This window comes from Acidovorax sp. 62 (assembly GCF_002754495.1).
In the GTDB taxonomy this organism is placed as follows: domain Bacteria; phylum Pseudomonadota; class Gammaproteobacteria; order Burkholderiales; family Burkholderiaceae_C; genus Acidovorax.
Window position 1 is genome coordinate 1,508,757 of the sequence record NZ_PEFJ01000001.1, and the last position, 19,834, is coordinate 1,528,590.

The window sequence follows — 19,834 nt, forward strand, 5'->3', positions numbered from 1 at the left end:
GTTTCAACTACGCGGACGCGGACACGTCTGGGGGATGCGAGGGCTCAGCGGACACGTCCTCATCTTCCTCATCGGGCCGGTGGGCCAGACGGTAAAGAATCGGCAGCACGAGAAGCGTGAGCAGCGTGGACGAGAGAATTCCGCCGATCACCACGGTGGCCAGGGGACGCTGGACTTCAGCGCCAGTGCCTGTCGCAATGGCCATGGGAATGAAGCCCAGCGAGGCCACCAGGGCAGTCATCAGAACCGGCCGTAGCCGGGTGAGCGCGCCGTCACGGATTGCTTCGTCAAGACCAACGCCGCCTTCCCTCAAGCTGCGGATGTACGAAATCATCACCAGACCATTGAGCACGGCCACCCCAGAAAGCGCGATGAAGCCGACAGCCGCAGAGATAGACATCGGAATGTCGCGAAGCCAAAGCGCCAGGATGCCCCCCGTCAAAGCGAATGGGATGCCAGTGAAGACCAGCAGACCATCCTTGACGTTGCCGAACATAGCGAACAGCAGCACGAAAACCAGCAGCAGGGACACCGGCACGACGATCTGCAGGCGCTGCGTGGCCGACTGCAAGTTCTCGAAGGTTCCGCCCCAGCTCGTCCAATAGCCGGTAGGAATCTTGATCTGGGCCAGGCCTTGCTCAGCCTCTGCGACGAAAGAGCCCACATCGCGCCCGCGCACGTTGGTGCTCACGACGATGCGGCGCTTGCCGTTTTCTCGGCTCACCTGGTTGGGGCCAGGAGCAAGCTCGAATGTTGCTACCTCGCCCAGCGGGATGAAGTTCGTTTTGGCCTCTGTCCCATTGGCAGAACGCGGCAGCGGGATAGGAAGGCGCTTCATCCCTTCGAGATCGTTGCGCAGGGATTCAGGCAGACGAACCAGGATGTCGAATCTGCGGTCGCCCTCGAACATAGTGCCGGCCTCGCGTCCACCGATAGCGGTGGCCACGGTGTCTTGAATGTCGGCAACGTTCAGACCATAGCGAGCAGCCTTCTGGCGGTCGATGTTCACGGTGAGCATCGGAAGCCCCGTCGTCTGCTCAACCTTCACCTCAGAAGAGCCCTGAATCTTCTGCAGCATTGCGGAGACTTCTTCTGCGGACTTGTTCAGGACATCCATGTCGTCACCGAAGATCTTCACGGCTACGTCACTGCGCACCCCGGAGATCAGCTCGTTAAAGCGCAGCTGAATGGGCTGGGAGAACTCATAGTTGTTGCCCGGGATTTTCCCGATGACTTCCTGAATCGCCGCGAGTAATTCGTCGCGGGTTTTTCGAGGTTCGGGCCATTCTGCCATTGGCTTGAGCATGATGTACCCGTCCGAAATGTTCGGCGGCATGGGGTCCGAGGCAATCTCCGCAGTACCGGTTCTGGCGAAGATGCGCTCGATCTCGGGGAATTTCTCTTTCAAGGTCCTTTCAATTTGCTGCTGCATTTGGACTGACTGGGAAAGGCTGGTGCCTGGGATGCGCAGCGCCTGGATCGCAAAGTCGCCTTCATTGAGATTGGGTACAAACTCGCTGCCCATACGCGTGGCGATCAACCCGCACAAGATCACCGCAACTGCAGCTGCGGTCAGTACGACCGCCTTGGCGGCCATGACACGGTCGAGCAGTGGACCATACAAGCGCTTGGCATGGCCCAGCAGGAAGTTTTCCTTCTCGCTGACCCGATTGCCGATGAACAGGGCCACCGCTGCGGGGATGAATGTCACCGACAGAACCATGGCGCCCAGCAGTGCCGCGACCACCGTGAATGCCATGGGGTGGAACATCTTCCCTTCAACGCCTGTCAGCGCGAAGATGGGCAGGTACACCACCATGATGATGAGCTGTCCGAACAGCAATGGACGCCTTGACTCCTGGGATGCCAAAAACACCTCATGGAAGCGCTCAGCCCGCGTCAGTGGCCGACCGTGGTGCGCTTGTGCATGGGCAAGTCTCCGTACGCAGTTCTCAACGATCACCACCGCTCCGTCGATGATGATGCCGAAGTCCAACGCTCCCAGGCTCATCAGGTTGGCGCTCACCTTGTACTGAACCATACCCGTGAAGGTAAAAAGCATCGACAAGGGGATGACCATTGCCGTGATGATGGCGGCACGGATGTTGCCCAGAAAGAGGAACAGGATCACGATCACCAGAACCGCGCCTTCCAGCAGGTTCTTCTTCACCGTACTGATGGCTTTGTCAACAAGCACGGTACGGTCGTAGACCGTCACCGCGTGTACTCCGTCTGGGAGGCTCTTGTTGACTTCCAACATCTTCTTGTCCACCGCCTGCGAGACAGTCCGGCTGTTCTCGCCGATCAGCATGAACACCGTGCCGAGGACCACTTCGCGCCCGTTATCGGTTGCTGCACCGGTGCGCAGCTCTCGGCCAATGCCCACCTCAGCCACGTCGCGCACGCGCACAGGGACACCGTTGGCGCTGCTCAGGATCACGTTGCCAATGTCTTCCAGGGATTTGACTTGGCCGGGTGCGCGAATGAGGTACTGCTCGCCGCGCTTTTCGATATAGCCCGCGCCCACGTTGCCGTTATTGCGGTCCAGCGCAGTGACCACGTCCTGCAACGTCACGCCCAGGGATGCCAGTCGTTCAGGGATGGGCGCGATCTGGTATTCCTTGGCAAAGCCGCCAATGGAATTGATCTCGGTCACGCCAGGAACATTTCGCAGCTGTGGCTTGATGATCCAGTCCTGAATCTCGCGCAGGTCTGTTGCGGTATAGGGTGAGCCATCGGGCTTCTTCGCCCCGTCCTTGGTTTCGACAGTCCAGAGATAGATTTCGCCCAGCCCGGTCGAGATGGGCCCCAGCGCTGGCGTGATGCCGGCAGGCAGCTTGTCGCGCGCCTCCTGGATACGCTCGTTGACGAGCTGCCGAGCAAAATAGATGTCGGTTCCGTCTTTAAAAATGACGGTCACCTGCGACAGACCGTATCGCGAAAGCGACCTGGTCTGCTCCAGGTTTGGCAGGCCAGCCATGACCGTCTCGATGGGGTATGTAACCCGCTGCTCAGTCTCCAAAGGCGAGTAGCCTGCGGCCTGGGTGTTGATCTGAACCTGGACGTTTGTGATGTCAGGGACCGCATCGATGGGCAGTTTTTGGTAGCTGAAGACGCCAAGGGCCGCCATGCCCAACGCCGCCAACAACACCAGCCATCGCTGCTCGATCGAGAATCGAATGAGTTTTTCAAACATGTATGCGCTCCGCGATCAGTGCGTGTGTTCGGCAGATCCCTTGCCGAGTTCAGACTTCACCACGAAGCTGCCGGTCGAGGCGTAGGGCATGCCGGCTTTGAGACCCGAGAGGACTTCGACCCGCTTGCCATCGCTTCGGCCCAGCTTCACGGGTTGGGCGATAAAGCCGCCGTCGACTCTGAGAAAGACCACCGGCTTTTCCCCAACGTTTTGGACGGCGTCTGCTGAGATGGTTACAGGCGCAGCCGTCTCTTCGGACACCACCTCGACATTGACGAACAGGCCGGGGCGCCAAGCGCCCTTAGGGTTGCCAAGAACCACGCGGGCTTTTGCCGTGCGGGTTTGCTCGCCAATGAGCGCTCCTACAAAAGCGACAGTGCCTGTAGCGGAGGCGTCAAAGGCGGTGGCCTTGATCGTGACCTTCTCGCCCACACGCACCGCTGGTAGGTCTTTTGCCGGAACGTTGATCTCGGCCCACACCTGGGATAGGTCCGAGATGGTGAAAACCGCAGCATCTTCCTTCACCGCCTCGCCGAGACTCAGGTGCTTCTCGATGACGATGCCGTCAAAGGGCGCACGCAGCTCTATGCGATTGAGACCAGACACTGACGAGGCGGACAACCCCATGGCGCTCAGCTTCTGATGGGCGTTGGCGACGGCAACCTCCGCTTCGCTCAAGGCCTGCTTGGCCTGCAGATAGTCCTGTTCGGCAGACACCTTCTGCTCCCACAGCTTTTTCTCTCGCTCGTAGGTGGTTTTGGCCAGCGTTAAGCGCTTTTGGGCCGTCTGCAGCTCGCTGCGTTGCTCGGAAGCAGTCGGGCTCGCGATCACCGCCAAAACTTGCCCTTTCTTGACCACTTGGCCCAAGCTGGCATTGACGCTTTCCACGACTCCCGCAAGCCGGGGAACAACGTGAGACGTGCGGTCTTCGTTCAAGCGTATCTCGCCGGGAAGAAGCAAGGCCGTCTTGATGTTGGCTTTGACCGCATTGTCCAGGCTGATGGATGCAGCCTTTATCTGGGCATCGGTCAGTTCGATCTTTCCTTCTTCCTTGCTCATCACGAACATGAAAGGCTCTGTGGCAGTCTGCGCAATGATCTCTATGTCGAACGCATGGGGTTCAGCAACGATCTCCCGGCTGACAAGACTGTCTTTTTCAGCGGCAAACGTCAGTTTCTGCTTTTCATCTGTCGGGCGGGTCACAGTTGCCGTGACCGTTGCAGCATTCAGGGGCAGCGGTTTATCTTTGTCGGACAGCCAGATTCGCAGTCGAGGCTCGCCACCGTCTTCAGACAACAATGCTTCCAAGCTGAAGTCGCCTTCCTTGAACACGGTACCGCCATGTGGTCCCTTGGCTTCGCTCTTTTCATGGTGTTCACCATCGGCATGCCCCTTGTCATCGTCGTGGCCCTTTTCGCCACCCTTGCCATGGTGTTCACCGTCGCCGTGTCCCTTCGCTTCAGTATGGCTGCCATGCCCGTGGCCATCGCCCTCGGCGGTCGCAGCTTTGGGCTTGCCGCCACCTTGCAAGATGAAGGTTCCCGCGCCGACCCCTAGTGCGAGGACTACTGCAATGGCGATCAGGTGTTTTTTACTGATGGTGGATTTGCTGGAGTTCATGTTCATGGTCATGCTCAGTGTTGCGTTGCGATCAGGCCGGAAACCATGCTGGCCCCGAGCAGGCGGTCGATATCAGCCGCTGCACGGTGTGCTTCGCCAAGGGCTTTGAGGTACTGGGATTTGGCGGTGAAGTAAGTGCGTTGGGCATCGAGCACTTCCAGGAAATTGAACTTACCGTTCTCGAACCCAATGGTGGCGGCGTCATAGGCCGACTTCGCACCGGGCAGAACTTCCTGCTGCAGTGACTGAACCTCTGCGGTGATCGTGGAAAGGCGCTCTCGTGCCTGCGCCACTTCGCTGTGCAGGCGCACGGTGGCTGCTTGCAGCTCATCGCGGGCCTTGTCCTCAAGTTTCAGCGCCTCCAGGAGGTTGCCTTGGTTGCGGTCGAAGACGGGAAGAGGCACAGAGACCCCGAAAAGAAGGACGTTGCGCTGCGTCTCGTTGCTGCGCTGCATGCCGACGCTGACGGTGACATCGGGGACGCGCTTGCTTTGTTCCAGGTCGGTCAAGGCCTTGCGCCGATCCACCTCGATTCGCGCAAGTACCACGCCTGGCGAAGAAGCAATCAGGGGCTGGAGATCGACGAGGCTCGGGACCGAGGGCAGGTTCTCGGCCTTGCCCTCCAGGACGGTGTACGGCGCATCGATCCGTCCCAACAGCGCGAAAAGGCGAGACAGGGCATTGCGTTGTTCACTTGCGGCCTGGGCCAGTTCAACGCGCACGCCGGCTTCGGCAACCCGGGCCTTGGACTCTTCTACGGGTGACACCTTGCCGGCTGCAACGCGCTTGGCGACAGTGTCCGTTGACGACTTGGCCAGCGCAGCGCTGTCTCTAGCGAGCGCCAGTCTTTCCTGCGCAGTCAGAACATCAAAGTAAGCTGCAGCGACATTGGCCCGCACGGTGGCCTTGAGCTCAGCGAGTTGGGCTTGCGCTTGTTCGCGGGATTTTTCGGCGGCCTTGGTACGAGCCGCTCGCTTTCCACCCAACTCCACTGGCAGGTTGAGTTGCCAACTTTGCGTACGTGTCTGGGAACGCGCGTCTTCCAGGGAGTATGCGAGCTCGGGATTGGGGCGAGAGCGTCCTTGAAGAACTTGCCCTTCGGTTGCCTCGAATTGGCGCGTCGCTGCCGCCACTTCCGGATTTCCCTCCAAAGCCAGTTCGATGGCTTGGACCAGAGACAGTGGCTCACCAGGTAGCCCTGCAGCCGTTTGAGCGGATCTCTCTTCGGCGGCTGGCCTTTGGGACACGCCTTGAGCAAGGGCTCCGCCCGAGGCCGTAAGCAATATGGCTGCGGCTCCTGCCGCAAGCCTGAATTTTGGGTGGCCACGCCATGCGCGCCGGGTTTCTTGAAGGTAAAGACCCTTGAACATCGGATTCTCCAGTGGTTTCAAAACACGAAGGAATCGGCGGACTGGCAACCGTACAGCTGCCTGGCAACTCGTCAGTCATTGCATTCATGACACGCACAACTGCGTCCGCCTAGGGCGGACAAGACTGACCAAAAAGAAGGAGAGATGCCCCGCCGATCAGGCGAGGACGGGCCACTGAGGGCGATCAGGAGGAGTGGGCGTTACAGCAGCCAGGCGCTCGCCAAGCGGCGAACCCACTCGACGGTCGTGGGAGATGCTTTGCTTGGCACAGGACCAGTTGAGGGCCCCGATACCAGCTCCGTGGCAAACCGAACAGTCGATATCGGACATGTCCGCGCCTCGGTCAGTTTTATCCACTTGGCCGACTTCGCTTTTGACATCGTGTTCGTGTTCGTGATGCCCCACGTGTTGCGCCTGGGCGGTCGAGCTCTCATGCGCGCAGTACGCAGCGACCGCTGACCAGCTGAACTGGAACGGGAGCAAAGCGAGCATGAAAACAGCTATCAAGCGATACATTTTTTGAGTCTAGCATGGGGCAAAGAGAGCTTCGCGTGACGTCTCTCGGAGCACGGATGAACTCGGCACTGTCCCGAATTAGCCCCCCGTGCCGTACAGTTCCTTGATCTGCTGCTTCTCTTCTGCAGACATGTTCAGGTATTCCTGCCGCACCTGCTCACGGGTCTTGGGGGAGCTAGTGGCTTTGATAGGCAGGGATCCGCCGCGCGAAAGGGCCGCCAATGAACCGTCCTTGCGCGCAATCTCAACAGACCGAAGCACGTCATCACGTGACACCGTGCTTTGCACGTGATCGGGATGGGTGGTCACGCCAACCTCTCCGTCAGCAGCGTGATACAGCGAGGAGGCAGATGCTAGGCCTGGGGCCGTAATGGCGAGGGCGATCAGGGAGAGCGCGAGGGGTTTGCGAATGTTCATGGTTTTGTCCCTTGATTCAAGTAAGCCGTCGGCGATATGCCAGCAGCTATGCCTTTCGACACAGAGGGAACTTTAGAAATTGGCCCACAACAAGACGCCAACAGCCAGATGACAAATTCGTAATCTGCGAACAGGTCGCATTCTTCGAGAATGACCTCATGAAAATTCTGCTCATTGAAGATGAAGTCAAGCTGGCCGAGTACCTCCGAAAGGGTCTCGGAGAGGTCGGCTATGTGGTGGATGTCGCCCACAACGGTGTGGACGGCCTGCACATGGCCCTTGAAGGCGGGCACGACCTGCTGGTACTAGATGCAATGCTCCCTGGGATCGATGGCTTCAGCCTGCTGGCGGCCTTTCGCAAGACGAAGCAGACTCCCGTCTTGATGCTGACGGCCAGGGTTAGTGTCGAGGATCGGGTACTAGGCCTTCAGACAGGCGCTGACGACTATTTGGTCAAGCCCTTCGCATTTTCCGAGTTGAGCGCCCGCATCCAGGTTCTGCTCAGACGTACCTACGGTGCAAGGGATACGGTTGAGCCCACGCAGCTGCGGTTGGCCGACCTTGAAGTCGACCTGATGCGGCGTAAGGCGTCCCGAGGCGGTCAGCGCTTGGACCTGACTGCCAAGGAGTTTCTGCTGCTGATATTGTTTCTGAGAAGAAAGGGCGAAGTTCTCTCTCGAACGGAGATTGCTGAACAGGTTTGGGACATGAACTTCGACAGCAATACCAATGTTGTTGAAGTCGCGATCCGGCGTCTGCGCACCAAGATCGACGTACCCTTTGACACAGCACTGCTGCACACCATCCGTGGCATGGGATACGTCATGGAGGAGCGCAAAGAATGACTACGCTGAGCCGGCATCGCTCATTGCGCCAGCGATTGTCGTGGTGGCTGGCACTGCAGAGCTTTGCCGGGCTCGGGCTGGTTTGTCTAGCCGTGTATCTGGTGACCGAATTCAGTTTTCGAGATCGGCAAGAGGAAACGCTAGCGCAAAAGGAAAACGTCATTCGGCACCTGCTGCTTGACGGCAAGGAGCACGGGGACTCTGAAGGCCTTGCGCACAAACTTGATGATTTCTTGGTGGGGCACGGAGATCTGTCGCTAGAGGTTGCGCAGGCCGATGGGTTTGTCCTCTACGTCCGTACACGAAACGAGACTGCGAAGACGGTGTGGCGCCAAAGGCAGTTTGAGGTGCCACAGACCACAGGCCAAACGCCATCAAAGGGTTTGAGCGTCAAGCTGTCGCTGGACATCCAAACCGACAACCAATTGCTGCACCGGCTTGCAGTCACCTTGCTGGTGGCCGCCATCGGTGGGAGCATCGTGGTGTCACTGGGCGGATTTTCCCTGGTCAATCTTGGCCTGGCACCTGTTCGAAGACTGGCCAGCCAGACGTGCGCAGTGTCGGCTGACAATCTGCATCAACGGCTCGACAGCGCCGAGCAGCCCCTTGAGCTAGTGCCTCTGATCGACCAGTTCAACGCACTCCTGACCCGCATCGAGAAGGCCTATTCCCAGATGGAAGGCTTCAATGCGGACGTGGCGCATGAGTTGTGCACGCCGTTGGCCACGCTCATTGCCAACAATGAATTGGCGCTGCGGCGCCCTGAGCAAGCGGATATTCGCGAGGTGCTGGCGTCCAACCTGGAGGAGCTGCACCGCCTGACCGGCATCGTCAATGACATGCTGTTCCTGTCCCAGGCCGATCGAGGTGTGGGAGCGCGTCGCGCGCCTGTGGCGAGTCTTGCATCAATGGCTGCTGACGTACTGGACTACCACGAGGCCGCACTGGCCGAGGCAGGTCTCACCGCTAAAGTAGTCGGTGATGCGCATGGCGCCTTCGACGTGCCATTGCTGCGCCGGGCCCTGTCGAACTTGCTCGGCAACGCCACTCGATACGCGAGCTCTGGCTCAATCGTCCAGATAAACCTCAGAGCCATCGATCAGGACCGTGTGCTAGTCAGTGTCACCAACTACGGCAGCACTATCGATCCCGAGATACTCCCGCAGCTGTTTGACCGATTCTTCCGTGCAGATCCGTCTCGTAGCCATGGGCAGAGCAACCATGGCCTCGGGCTGGCCATAGTCGCTGCTATTGCACGCATGCATCAGGGCAAGCCAGTCGCATCGTCAGAGAACGGGGTGACGAATGTAGGAATCGAAATCCGTCCTAACTGATGGCGATTTCGACAGACTGGGATCGCTTGTGACGCTGCCACGTAGCGCGGCGCGTTCAAGAATCCGATTTACGTAGGACGAAGCAGCGATATCTTTATTGCCGCTTGACTTTAAAGTCACTTTAAGGTTTCCAATTGCGCTATGAAATCAGAAACAAGCACACCTCCTACCACTGTTGACACCTGCTGCTCCTCGGGCTGTTCCAGTACCGCAGCAGTGGTCCCTGCAGCCACAAGCAGCCCGGGCCAGGGCAAGCTGTTCCGAATCGCCACCATGGACTGCAGCGCTGAGGAGTCGGAGATCCGGCGGGCGCTGGAACCTCTGGAGGGAATCCGCTCTTTGGGCTTCCAGCTCGGCGCGCGCACGCTGAAGATTGATGCGGAGGATCGCACATTGCCCCTGGCGCTCGATGCCATCCGCAAGGCGGGCTTCGATCCGCAGCCGGTGGCCACTGCGGCGAACACCCAGGGTAGCCAGGGCCGGGTGTTTCGCATTGCGACCATGGACTGCAGCGCCGAGGAGGCGGAGATTCGCCGGGCGCTGGAGCCTCTGGATGGGATCCGCTCTCTGGGTTTTCAGCTCGGCGCGCGGACGCTGAAGATCGATGCCGACGAAGGCACCTACCCGCTGGCCCTCGACGCCATCCGCAAAGCGGGCTTCGATCCGCAGCCAGTGGCCGGCGCCAATGGCTCCGAGGGCGGACAGGCGGGCGAACCAGCCGAAGGCGACGACCATGGACATGGTTTTGCAGGCGGCATCTCCCGTTTGGTGGCCGCGCTGGTGTTCGCCACGGGGGCTGAGGTCCTCTCGTTCTTTGCTCCAGACCAGATGGCCTGGAAGGTGGTGGGCATGGCCATCGCCGCGCTGGCTATCTGGCTGGCCGGGATCGACACCTACAAGAAAGGCCTTGCGGCGCTGCTGCGCGGCAAGCTGAACATCAATGCGCTGATGTCGGTGGCCGTCACCGGCGCATTCCTCATTGGTCAGTGGCCAGAAGCCGCGATGGTGATGGCTTTGTACGCGATTGCGGAGCTCATCGAAGCCAAGGCAGTGGACCGGGCCCGAAACGCTATCAAGGGCTTGCTGGAACTGGCGCCCGAAGAGGCTTTGGTACTGGGCACCAACGGAGCGTGGACCGCTACACCGGTGGCTTCGGTGGCCATCGGAGCGACCGTGCGCATCAAGCCGGGCGAACGCGTGCCGCTGGACGGTAAGGTGACCAAGGGCAATGGCGCCATCAACCAGGCCCCCGTGACTGGCGAGAGCATCCCCGTGGACAAGGCACCTGGCGACCAGGTGTTCGCCGGCACGATCAACGAGACTGGTGAGCTGGAGTTCGAGGTCACAGCCTTGTCGAGCAACACCACCCTGGCCAGGATCATCCAAGCCGTTGAGCAGGCGCAGGGCACGCGCGCTCCGACGCAGCGCTTTGTGGATCGGTTCGCCTCCATCTACACCCCCGCAGTCTTCGCCATTGCCGTGGCGGTGGCGGTCCTCACTCCTTTCCTGATGGGACTTACCTGGCTGGAGGCGCTCTACAAGGCCCTGGTCCTGCTGGTGATCGCCTGCCCATGCGCTCTGGTCATTTCCACGCCGGTCACGGTGGTCAGCGGATTGGCCGCAGGAGCGCGCCGTGGGATCTTGATCAAGGGCGGAACCTACTTGGAAGATGCCCGGCTTCTGAAGGCGGTGGCGCTGGACAAGACCGGCACCATCACCGAAGGCAAACCCAAGCTGGTGAAGTGGAAGGTGTGGGGTGCCGGTGACGAGGCAGCAGTCCAGCAGATGGCTGCCAGCCTGGCGGCTCGTTCCGACCACCCGGTTTCCAAGGCGATTGTCCAGGGCTTGGATGTAAAGGGTCCAGAAGCAGAAAGCTTCAAGGCCTTGCCTGGGCGCGGCGTCGAAGGCATGGTCAATGGTGTGCGCTTGATGCTGGGCAATCACCGACTGATACATGAGCTAGGACTGTGCGGTCCGGAGCTGGAGGCGGAGCTGGCCACCCATGAAAAACAAGGCCGCACGGTCACTCTCCTGGCGGACGAATCGCGCGTCCTGGCGCTGTTTGCGGTAGCGGACACCATTCGCGAGACGTCGAAGCAGGCCATCGTCGACCTCAAGGCGCTGGGAGTGACGTCGGTGATGCTGACGGGTGACAACACTGCCACGGCAAAGGCCATCGCTGCCCAGGCCGGCATTGACGATGCCCGTGGCGATCTGCTGCCCGAAGCCAAACTCGATGCCATCAAGGAAATGCAAAAGCGCTATGGCGCCACCGGCATGACCGGCGACGGCATCAACGATGCGCCGGCGCTAGCGCAGGCCGACATAGGTTTTGCCATGGGTGCGGCGGGAACCGACACGGCCATGGAAGCAGCCGATGTGGTCATCATGAACGATGACCTGCAGCGCGTCGCCGAGACAGTGCGTCTATCCAAGCGCACCCACGCCATTCTCTGGCAGAACATCACCCTGGCGCTGGGCATCAAGAGCGTCTTCCTGGTGATGGCGGTCGTTGGCACGGCCACCATGTGGATGGCGGTCTTCGCGGACATGGGAGCGAGCTTGCTGGTGGTAGCCAACGGACTGCGTCTGCTTCGCGGTACACGGGTGGAGCCAGCCGCCAAGCCAAGCCGCTCAGAAACCAAGGAGCATGCGCATTCCCACTGAGCGTTCGTCAGCGCGCGCCAAGTCCACCGGTGGGCTTGCGGAGCGCTTACTTGAATGTCCCGCTTTCATTTCTTGGTTTTGGAGACCTCTTGCGCCACTAGGTCAGTCAGCTGTTTGTGGCCAAAACTGGGCAGCGGGCGCCCGTTGACAAAGAAGGTCGGCGTCTTCTCGACCTTGAGGGCGGTCAGGTCCTGCACGTCCTGTAGCACCACGGCGTCCAATGCAGGGGCTGCGATGTCCGCCCGCGCCCGTTGCATGTCCAGCCCCGCCTGTTCAGCCGCCTTGTAGGCCAACTCCAGGTTGGGGGCTCCATGGTCCGCCCACTGCGGCTGTGCGGCCAGCACCGCTTCCAGCACGGCCAGGTACTTGTCCTGCCGCCGGGCCGATTCCAGTAGCTTGACCACCTGCTCCGAGCCTTGGTGGAAAGGCGCGTAGCGGATGACCAGCCGCACTTCGGTGGGGTACTGCTGCATCAGTTCCTTCACCACCGGATAAAAGGCGCGGCAGGTCTCGCAGGCGGGATCGAAGAACTCGACGATGGTCACGGGTGCCTCACGGGGCCCGATCACGGGTGAATGCATGCGGACCAGGCGTTCGGCTTGTCCTGCCACCTGCAGCTCCTGTGCACTTTGCACGCGGCTCTGGTACAGATTCACGCCGACAAGGAAGGCCACAAAGGCCATGCCCAGCACGAGGAAGATGATGAGTTTTCGGTGTTTCATTTGTCTGTTTTTCGCAGATAGAGGGAGAGCGAGACGGCGATGGCAATGAACGCCGCCAGTGAAAGCCAGGGCAACTCAATGCCGTAGAGGATGTCGAGCTTCTGATCGGCGCATGACACGCCGGCGCCGCAGGGGACCCAAGCCTTGGGCACCAGGCCTGCCGCCAAGAGGCTGTGGTAACCAGCCACGACCGCACCCGCCAGCGCCAGAGGCAAGGCATAGACAGCGCCCCGGCGGTCGTCGCTGTAAAAGGCCATTCCAAGAAGCAAGGCCAGCGGGAACATGGCAATGCGCTGGTACCAGCACAAGACGCAAGGAGCCATGCCCATGACTTCGCCGATGAACAACGCACTGCCGGTGGCGGACACAGCCAGCAGCCAGGCGATCAGGAGCAGCACCGAGGGCCGGCTCATCGACGCCTCCTTGAACAACGGTTCTGGCAGGAGGCACCGATCAAGGCACAACTGCGTGTGTAGATTCCAGAGCCATTCGACCCGACAGTGGAGGACATGGAAAGATCCCGAAGGCATGCTAATGAGGCCAGCACACGCTGTGCTGGCACGCTTGGCGGGGATCGGAGACGGTGGTGACCGATGCCCTGGTCAGGCCAGGGCGGGCCACTGCGGGCGTTCGGGGCGACTGACGGACTCTGAAGACGGCCACCCGCGCGTGTCGGTGTAAAAGCGCCCCAGGGGAAAGGCCGGCAGTAGATCGCGTTGCGCCTGAAAGGCTTCGGTGCCCTGCAGATGGCAGGAACCACAGTCCACGCTGGGCGCTGCATCGCCAGCTCGGGTGGATTCATCCATTGCTCCGTCCCGCAGCTGGGCGTGCTCGCAGCAATGCATTGCCACAGGAGGCAAGGAGCCCGGTCCTTCATCTTTGCAGTACGCGCCCACTGCCGCCCAGCACAGTTGCAGCGGCAACAGTACCAAGAGGAAAACAAGCAGTCGGGTGCGGGAGTGCATCCGGAAAATTGTAGTGGCATCCCAGGCGGAACGACCACTTTGGAGCGCCGGCCGATGCCATGCCCGGCAGTGTCGAATCGATCACACAGCCAGGCGCGACAACATAACAAACTTGTAATCCTGCGGTGCGCAAGCTGTCGGCATACGGTCAGCAAACTGTCACACGTGACCCGTCGGCTGGCTAGGCGTTGGTGCAGTTTCCGGGTCACGTGCATTCAAACCCAAGGAGATACACATGACACTGTCAAGATTCATCGGCGCCAACATCAATGTGGGCAAAGCCCAGTGTCAGCACATAAACAGAGTAGCAGTCAGCAGTATGCCAATTACCACGGGCTGCAAAGTGTCTGCTCTCGCCGCCCGTCCCTCGTCAGCTGATTGTTTATAGAAACTACAAGTGGTTGTCGGACAGAGCCGAAAAGCAGCAGCGCAACTTCTCCCCCAGCTCCTGTTGGACTCCGGTGTCTGACAAGCCCGTTGTTCCATCGCATGCGACCAGGTTTTGCCAACAAGAGTCAGGCCAATCCTCCAGATCGTCATCAAGAGCTATCCACTGCCGGGGTTTTCTGCGCTGAGCGTCCTCTTGAACTTGCACGCCCCGGGGGGTGGTGCGGAACATGGACAGGTTCCAGGGATCCACGCCATGCACACGCCTGTGGTATGTCCCACCAATAAACCGGGCACGCAAGGAGGCAGGAAGGCGCTTAAGGGTTGCGCTGTACCCTGGGCGGATGCACCAGGTGCTACTCAGTACCAGGGCGACTGCCGGGTGGGGTTGGAGCACCGACTCCAGGAATGGAACCCATTCGAACAGCGAATGTCCTGCAGCCTCATACGGGCTCATGTAGATGCCCTTGCGTGGATGCCAGAGCACTTTTTCATGGTGAACAACGCCATCGAGATCGAGGTACAGGACGACGTCCGCGCTGCGTGGAGTGGACGCAGGGAGATATGGGGAAATTTGGCCAGAGGACAGAGCCATATGTTGGGACTGGACTGTGCTTGGTGGGGATATAGTCAAGGAGGACGGCGGGGCCAGAGCGGACTCAGAACTTGCCAGCCACGTGCGTATTCCTACGAGAACGCACCAGACTGGACACGCATGAGCAAGCTCCGCACCACCTCAAGGCCGCCGGGCTCTTTGAGCACATCGAGAGGCCTTCGATCACCCAACGCTGGGACCACCCCCACGAGCCAGTGATTAAGCCAGGTCTGTGCGTCGAAACCAGTTGGGTCACCAGACTCATCAACCATGCGCCGCACAAGCATAGTGAGAATAGCGATGTGGTCTTCTAGGGCGATGGGGGCAGAATTCGTGTCCACAAGTTACCGATCAGTCCCGTTAACAATGGCACAGCGGCGTCGCCTGAGTGTCGGATCTTTGGTTGCATCGCCCGAGCGCGCATATTCCCTTGCGGTGATGACAGGAAGAGCGTGCTTGACCTTGATTGTGATGACGCGCTTCGCCTTGCGGGCAGCCTGACCTGTGCGGTGCAATTCCATGGCGCGGTGATCTCTCAAGAGCTGTCGCGAGCTTCGGAGAGAGATTTCATCAAAGTACCTCTCAGAAAAACGTCGCCCCCGGGGGCATGCTTTCGCAGAGGTCGCACCGGGGGCTTGCTTTGCGCTAATGATAGCAACGAAGTTCAAACTCATCGCGGGGTTGTATCGGTAGGAGAACCAGCGCTGACTCACCAAAGGCCACGCTTGCTCACTTTTACCAGCGCACTCGTAAGGGCCATCAGCGTCTCTGCATCTGTCAGCACCTCCGCCCCCTTCAACGTGGACGGCAACGCAATTCCAGCGATGTCTTGAGTACGGTTGAGCACCTGCTCCACCAAACTGGTTCGGGGAACAAACATGTAGTGCACTTCACAGTCCAGGCCATGAGCCAAACGTGCAAGCGTATTCAGCGTGATAGTGCCGTTGGCCTCGGCCTGCTCCAGTTTGCGGACTCCCTGCGCCGTCATGCCCAAGCGCTCACCTAGCGCTTTGGAACTCATGCCCAAGGCCAATCTCACCGTCTTTGCCCAGCCACACCTGGGCGTGGCATTCCGCTGCAGCTTCGCGAAATCGCAAAACTGCCGATCAAGTTCGGCCAAGCGGGTGAGATCCAGGCGGTTTTTCAAGGGGGCAAACGCATGAGGCAACAGACTGGTTGCCTCTTTAAGCAGATCTGGGCAACCGGTTTATTTCCATTGGGAGACGGACACACTTGGAAAACAAAAATGGCATTCCATTCAGCTATCTTCGCACGCCACGGCCCCAAAAGGGACCAATTAGTCTCATATTAACTTGAATGAAGAATGATGCTGCGTTTGGAAAAAGCGACCCTAGGAAAATTTGGAGCACAGGACATGTTGCGCCTGATCACGTCACGGGGTTGGGAAGCCATCCTGCCGGATGCGCTGGATGACAACCACCTATTGTTGATGTCAGACCAACTCCGAGACCTTCTGTCTGGCTCGGATTGGAGCGGGGATCACGATCCCGCTAGTGCAGCCTTACCGCTCGCCCTGTTGCTTCTGACCAAGGCGGGAGCCAAACGTTCAGGCGACAGCTTGGAAGTGGGCCTCGAAACTCTGCAAGAAGCACTGTGCTTGCTCAGCACTGCTGTGGATCGGGAGATCGTCAATCGGATGTTGCACCGCCAAGATGCCACACCCATTGGCACCGGTCTGATACAAGGGCTTCAAATGCTGGTTCAGTATGCCAAGGAACAGGCCGAATCGGAATGCCAAGCCTAGTCTGAAATGATGCCCTTGAAGTCCGCTTTGACGGTCCTGAGGAGTTCATTGACCAAGTTCGTGTCCAGGTCTGGGCAGTACGCGGTAGCAATCAAGGTTAAAGGGTGGATCTGCATCTGCTCGGCCAATACCTCGATGGTGCGGATACTGGGCACTTGATGTCCCTGCTCGATGCGACTGATGTGTCGGCGGCTCGTTGCCAGCAACATGTCTTCCTGAACCAAGCCGCGTGCCGCGCGCAATTGCTGCAGCGCCCGACCAAAGTCGGCTTGGGGTGGAACACGCTTTCGGGAAGACATCCACCCGATTTCCGTCCAATGAGACTAAAAAGACCACGACCAAATAGTCTCATAGGCTCGCTAACTCGAAAAAATATTCAGCCCCTGTTGGAAATCTGTTTCTGAAGTCGCGCTGTGCCCATACTCTTTCTGGATTTTGATGGGGTCCTGCACCCAGAGCACTGCCACGAGTCGAGGCACTTCTGTTGCCTATCGATCTTGGAAGATGCGTTACGACAGGTGCCCGAGTGCCAGATCGTGATCACCAGCACCTGGCGCCTGGAACAGGCCTATGAGGATCTATTGGAAAGGTTCTCTCCGGACATTGCCGCCATGATCGAAGGCGTTACCCCCAGATATTGCGATCTAACGAACGTCCCGAATACGCTGGTGGGGTACGAGCGGGAGGCCGAGTGCCATGCCTGGCTTTGGGCCAACGATGTGCCACATCGCAGATGGGTGGCGGTGGATGATCGATCGTGGCTCTATCGGCCGTTCTGCAAGTCGTTGTTTTTGGTCGATGGGCGAACGGGACTCACGCAGGCCACCGGTTCACAACTGACAGCTCGTCTTCAAACCACACTTTGAAAAGACTGCCAGGAGGGCAGACCACCTGACCTCAGAAAACACTAATCTAGGGTTAACCCGAGCGTCCTAACCGGGTAATCTGCACCGAAAGTGAGATCACCCCGATCCTGCACAAAAACCGAGACTACCCCTATCACCCTGATATGCGGATAGCCTGACTGGCGAACTTGGGCCGTTTTTTCTTGGTTGATTTGCACATATCCGAAGAGTGCCTCCCATCTTGAATAGGCGGGAGGCACTCTTTTGCTTACTTGGCAGGCTCGATGGCCGTAACGACCATTTTTCCGCCCTCGCTGATCACCATGAAGCGGATCCTGTCGCCAACTTGCACCTTGTCGAGCAAAGCCTTGTCCTTGGCTGCAAAAACCATTGTCATCCCTGGCATTTCCAGGTGCTTGATGTCGCCATGCTTGATGGTGATCTTTCCGGCTTCCTTATCGATCTTTCGCACTTCTCCATCGGTCATAGATGCTTCGGCCATGGCGGCGGGCTTGCTAGCGTCTCCAGTAGCCTGCGCCATAGCCGAGACAGGCATAAGGGCGCCGAGAGACAAGATGGCGCCAATCAGCAGAGTGTTTGCGTTTTTCATATCAATTCCTTGCTCAATCGCGTGCGAGGATTCCCCGATTACTTCTTAACCACGGTGACCTGGCCCTTCATGCCTGCGTCGTAGTGGCCCGGATAGAGGCAGGCAAACTTGACTTCACCAGCCTTTGTGAACTGCCAGATGATTTCGCCCTGCTTGCCGGGGGCGAGCGACAGCTTGCTGGGTTCGTCATGCTCCATATCCGGGAATTTCTTCATGGTTTCGTAGTGCTCCTTCAGCTCGGCGTCGGTTCCCAAGCTGAACTCGTGTTTGACCTGCCCACTGTTCTTGATCACGAACTTGATGGTCTCACCCTGTTTGACGGATATAGCCGCAGGTGTGAATCGCATGGTGTCTGCCATGTCAACATTGATTGTGCGACTGACTTTTGCAGCTTTGCCTGGTTCTCCGATGGCTGAATCATCGCTTCCGTGGCCGTGGCCGCCGCTGTGGGTGCCGCCTGCAAAGCTGTTGAAAGACAAGGCCATCAGGGTGGAGGTGGCGATCAGGGAAAGAGTGCGTTTCATAGTTACCTTAGGTTGTGAGCGTGAAATGGATGGGATCAGTGGCCGCTGTGTGAAGACGGTTTTCTGACCTGAACAACAGTGTCGGAGCTGCGCTTTTCTTTAAGAGGCATGGATTGGCCACCTTCGGCCTTAAAACGGGAAGGCTCAGCAATCGGGCCGGTGTACTCATAGGCCACCGTGCCCTCAGGGTTCTTGTACCAACCCGGGTTCGTGTAGTCGCCCGGTTTTTGGTCGCGGCGCACCTTCAGGACGCTGAACATGCCGCCCATCTCGACCGATCCGAAGGGGCCTTCCCCCGTCATCATGGGGATGGTGTTGTCCGGAATGGGCATCTCCATCTCGGTCATGTCTGCCATGCCCCGCTCGCCCATGACCATGTAGTCGGGGATCAGGTTGTTGATCTTCTTGGCCACACCCCGGTGGTCCACGCCAATCATGGTGGGAATGTCGTGACCCATCGCGTTCATGGTGTGGTGGCTCTTGTGGCAGTGAAATGCCCAGTCACCTTCTTCGTCCGCTAGAAACTCGATCTGGCGCATCTGGCCCACGGCCACATCGGTGGTCACCTCATAGAGACGGGTGCTCTTCGGCGTAGGACCACCGTCCGTGCCTGTCACCAAAAACTCGTGTCCATGCAGGTGCATCGGGTGGTTGGTCATGGTGAGGTTGCCCACGCGGATGCGTACCTTGTCGTTGAGCCGGACGTTCAAGGAGTCGATGCCAGGAAAGATGCGGCTGTTCCATGTCCACAGATTGAAGTTCGTCATCTCTGCAACCTTGGGCGTCGCCGCCCCGGGCTCAATGTCATAGGCACTGAGCAGGAAACAGAAATCGCGGTGCACTTCATCGATCAGCGGATGCTTGGCCTTGGGGTGTGTGATCCACAAGCCCATCATGCCCATGGCCATCTGGGTCATTTCATCGGCATGCGGGTGGTACATGAAGGTGCCAGGACGGCGTGCCACGAATTCGTAGACAAAGGTCTTGCCAGGCAGAATGGCGGGTTGGTTCAGGCCCGCCACGCCATCCATGCCATTGGGCAAGCGCTGACCATGCCAGTGGATGCTGGTGTGTTCAGGCAGTTTGTTTGTCACGAAAATACGAATGCGATCACCCTCCACCACTTCGATGGTGGGGCCAGGGCTTTGGCCGTTGTATCCCCACAGGTGCGCCTTGAAACCTGGGGCCATCTCGCGCACCACCGGCTCTGCCACTAAGTGGAACTCCTTGACCCCCTGGTTCATGCGCCAGGGCAGCGTCCAGCCGTTGAGCGTGACCACCGGGTTATAGGGGCGCCCGGAGTTGGGAACCAGCGGCGCCATGGTCTCAGGGCTTGTCTGGTACACGGGCTCTGGCAGCGCGGCCATTGCCACACGACTCACACTCGCTGCGGCCACCGCCCCTCCGGCAATGCCCGCAAACCGGAAAAAATCTCTTCTTGAATTCATGTTGGTTT

At 59.1% G+C, this 19,834-nt stretch carries 21 protein-coding genes; 5 read left to right on the top strand and 16 right to left on the bottom strand.

Annotated features, from left to right (window positions below):
- Window positions 1-7: 7 nt before the first annotated feature.
- From CLU86_RS06710 to CLU86_RS06730, 5 genes are all read right to left on the bottom strand, one after another.
- The gene (locus tag CLU86_RS06710; protein ID WP_099741082.1) at window positions 8-3,196 is read right to left on the bottom strand and encodes a CusA/CzcA family heavy metal efflux RND transporter; all 3,189 of its coding nucleotides are present in this window, start codon (window positions 3,194-3,196) and stop codon (window positions 8-10) included.
- Between the two features lie 15 nt (window positions 3,197-3,211).
- Window positions 3,212-4,828: an efflux RND transporter periplasmic adaptor subunit gene (locus CLU86_RS06715; RefSeq protein WP_099655486.1), complete on the bottom strand. Its 1,617-nt coding sequence runs from the start codon at window positions 4,826-4,828 to the stop codon at window positions 3,212-3,214.
- Window positions 4,829-4,830: 2 nt separating this feature from the next.
- Window positions 4,831-6,186, bottom strand: coding sequence for a TolC family protein (locus CLU86_RS06720; protein ID WP_099655487.1), 1,356 nt, complete (start codon window positions 6,184-6,186; stop codon window positions 4,831-4,833).
- Window positions 6,187-6,342: 156 nt separating this feature from the next.
- Window positions 6,343-6,702, bottom strand: coding sequence for a cation efflux protein, CzcI family (gene czcI, locus CLU86_RS23285; protein ID WP_099655488.1), 360 nt, complete (start codon window positions 6,700-6,702; stop codon window positions 6,343-6,345).
- Window positions 6,703-6,780: 78 nt separating this feature from the next.
- Window positions 6,781-7,119: a DUF4148 domain-containing protein gene (locus CLU86_RS06730; protein WP_099655489.1), complete on the bottom strand. Its 339-nt coding sequence runs from the start codon at window positions 7,117-7,119 to the stop codon at window positions 6,781-6,783.
- A gap of 158 nt (window positions 7,120-7,277) precedes the next feature.
- Here CLU86_RS06730 and CLU86_RS06735 point away from each other — a divergent pair, with 158 nt between their 5' ends.
- The 3 genes from CLU86_RS06735 (at window position 7,278) to CLU86_RS06745 (ending at window position 11,965) form a co-directional block, all read left to right on the top strand.
- On the top strand, window positions 7,278-7,964 hold the full coding sequence (locus CLU86_RS06735) for a heavy metal response regulator transcription factor (RefSeq protein ID WP_099741083.1): 687 nt from the start codon (window positions 7,278-7,280) through the stop codon (window positions 7,962-7,964).
- Entirely contained in the window at window positions 7,961-9,298 is a 1,338-nt protein-coding gene (locus CLU86_RS06740) for a heavy metal sensor histidine kinase (protein WP_099741084.1), read from the top strand. The genes CLU86_RS06735 and CLU86_RS06740 overlap by 4 nt, the downstream gene beginning before the upstream one ends.
- A 216-nt stretch (window positions 9,299-9,514) precedes the next feature.
- Window positions 9,515-11,965 (top strand): heavy metal translocating P-type ATPase, encoded by a 2,451-nt coding sequence (locus CLU86_RS06745; protein WP_255408819.1) that lies wholly within the window; start codon window positions 9,515-9,517, stop codon window positions 11,963-11,965.
- Window positions 11,966-12,030: 65 nt separating this feature from the next.
- Here CLU86_RS06745 and CLU86_RS06750 read toward each other — a convergent pair whose 3' ends face one another.
- The 7 genes from CLU86_RS06750 to CLU86_RS06775 form a co-directional block, all read right to left on the bottom strand.
- Entirely contained in the window at window positions 12,031-12,687 is a 657-nt protein-coding gene (locus tag CLU86_RS06750; protein ID WP_099741085.1) for a thioredoxin domain-containing protein, read from the bottom strand.
- The gene (locus tag CLU86_RS06755) at window positions 12,684-13,085 is read right to left on the bottom strand and encodes a disulfide bond formation protein B (RefSeq protein WP_233194846.1); all 402 of its coding nucleotides are present in this window, start codon (window positions 13,083-13,085) and stop codon (window positions 12,684-12,686) included. The genes CLU86_RS06750 and CLU86_RS06755 overlap by 4 nt, the downstream gene beginning before the upstream one ends.
- A gap of 204 nt (window positions 13,086-13,289) precedes the next feature.
- On the bottom strand, window positions 13,290-13,493 hold the full coding sequence (locus CLU86_RS23025; protein WP_099741086.1) for a hypothetical protein: 204 nt from the start codon (window positions 13,491-13,493) through the stop codon (window positions 13,290-13,292).
- Between the two features lie 550 nt (window positions 13,494-14,043).
- On the bottom strand, window positions 14,044-14,634 hold the full coding sequence (locus CLU86_RS06765) for an HAD domain-containing protein (protein ID WP_099741087.1): 591 nt from the start codon (window positions 14,632-14,634) through the stop codon (window positions 14,044-14,046).
- A 92-nt stretch (window positions 14,635-14,726) separates the two neighbouring features.
- On the bottom strand, window positions 14,727-14,921 hold the full coding sequence (locus CLU86_RS06770; protein WP_082836271.1) for an antitoxin Xre/MbcA/ParS toxin-binding domain-containing protein: 195 nt from the start codon (window positions 14,919-14,921) through the stop codon (window positions 14,727-14,729).
- 57 nt (window positions 14,922-14,978) lie between these two features.
- Window positions 14,979-15,155: a hypothetical protein gene (locus tag CLU86_RS22810; protein WP_158236318.1), complete on the bottom strand. Its 177-nt coding sequence runs from the start codon at window positions 15,153-15,155 to the stop codon at window positions 14,979-14,981.
- Between the two features lie 188 nt (window positions 15,156-15,343).
- Window positions 15,344-15,781 (bottom strand): helix-turn-helix domain-containing protein, encoded by a 438-nt coding sequence (locus CLU86_RS06775; RefSeq protein ID WP_099741088.1) that lies wholly within the window; start codon window positions 15,779-15,781, stop codon window positions 15,344-15,346.
- A 180-nt stretch (window positions 15,782-15,961) separates the two neighbouring features.
- On the opposite strand from CLU86_RS06775, the gene CLU86_RS06780 reads away from it, so the two are divergent.
- Window positions 15,962-16,399, top strand: a complete 438-nt coding sequence (locus tag CLU86_RS06780; RefSeq protein ID WP_233194848.1) for a hypothetical protein — start codon at window positions 15,962-15,964, stop codon at window positions 16,397-16,399.
- Here the strand turns inward: CLU86_RS06780 and CLU86_RS06785 are convergent.
- Window positions 16,396-16,698, bottom strand: a complete 303-nt coding sequence (locus tag CLU86_RS06785) for a helix-turn-helix domain-containing protein (protein WP_082836262.1) — start codon at window positions 16,696-16,698, stop codon at window positions 16,396-16,398. The two genes, CLU86_RS06780 and CLU86_RS06785, sit on opposite strands and share 4 nt — an antisense overlap.
- A 114-nt stretch (window positions 16,699-16,812) precedes the next feature.
- Between CLU86_RS06785 and CLU86_RS06790 the strand changes: the two genes are divergently transcribed.
- Window positions 16,813-17,265 carry an HAD domain-containing protein gene (locus tag CLU86_RS06790; protein ID WP_099741089.1) on the top strand — a complete coding sequence of 151 codons (453 nt, stop codon included), beginning with the start codon at window positions 16,813-16,815 and terminating at the stop codon, window positions 17,263-17,265.
- Between the two features lie 247 nt (window positions 17,266-17,512).
- On the opposite strand, the gene CLU86_RS06795 is transcribed toward CLU86_RS06790, so the two are convergent.
- From CLU86_RS06795 to CLU86_RS06805, 3 genes are read right to left on the bottom strand one after another with little or no spacing between them, the layout of a single operon-like run.
- The gene (locus tag CLU86_RS06795) at window positions 17,513-17,854 is read right to left on the bottom strand and encodes a copper-binding protein (RefSeq protein WP_099655467.1); all 342 of its coding nucleotides are present in this window, start codon (window positions 17,852-17,854) and stop codon (window positions 17,513-17,515) included.
- Between the two features lie 38 nt (window positions 17,855-17,892).
- Window positions 17,893-18,378: a plastocyanin/azurin family copper-binding protein gene (locus CLU86_RS06800; protein ID WP_099655468.1), complete on the bottom strand. Its 486-nt coding sequence runs from the start codon at window positions 18,376-18,378 to the stop codon at window positions 17,893-17,895.
- A gap of 35 nt (window positions 18,379-18,413) precedes the next feature.
- Complete coding sequence (locus CLU86_RS06805; RefSeq protein ID WP_099655469.1) at window positions 18,414-19,826, bottom strand: multicopper oxidase family protein; 1,413 nt, start codon at window positions 19,824-19,826, stop codon at window positions 18,414-18,416.
- Window positions 19,827-19,834 lie beyond the last annotated feature (8 nt).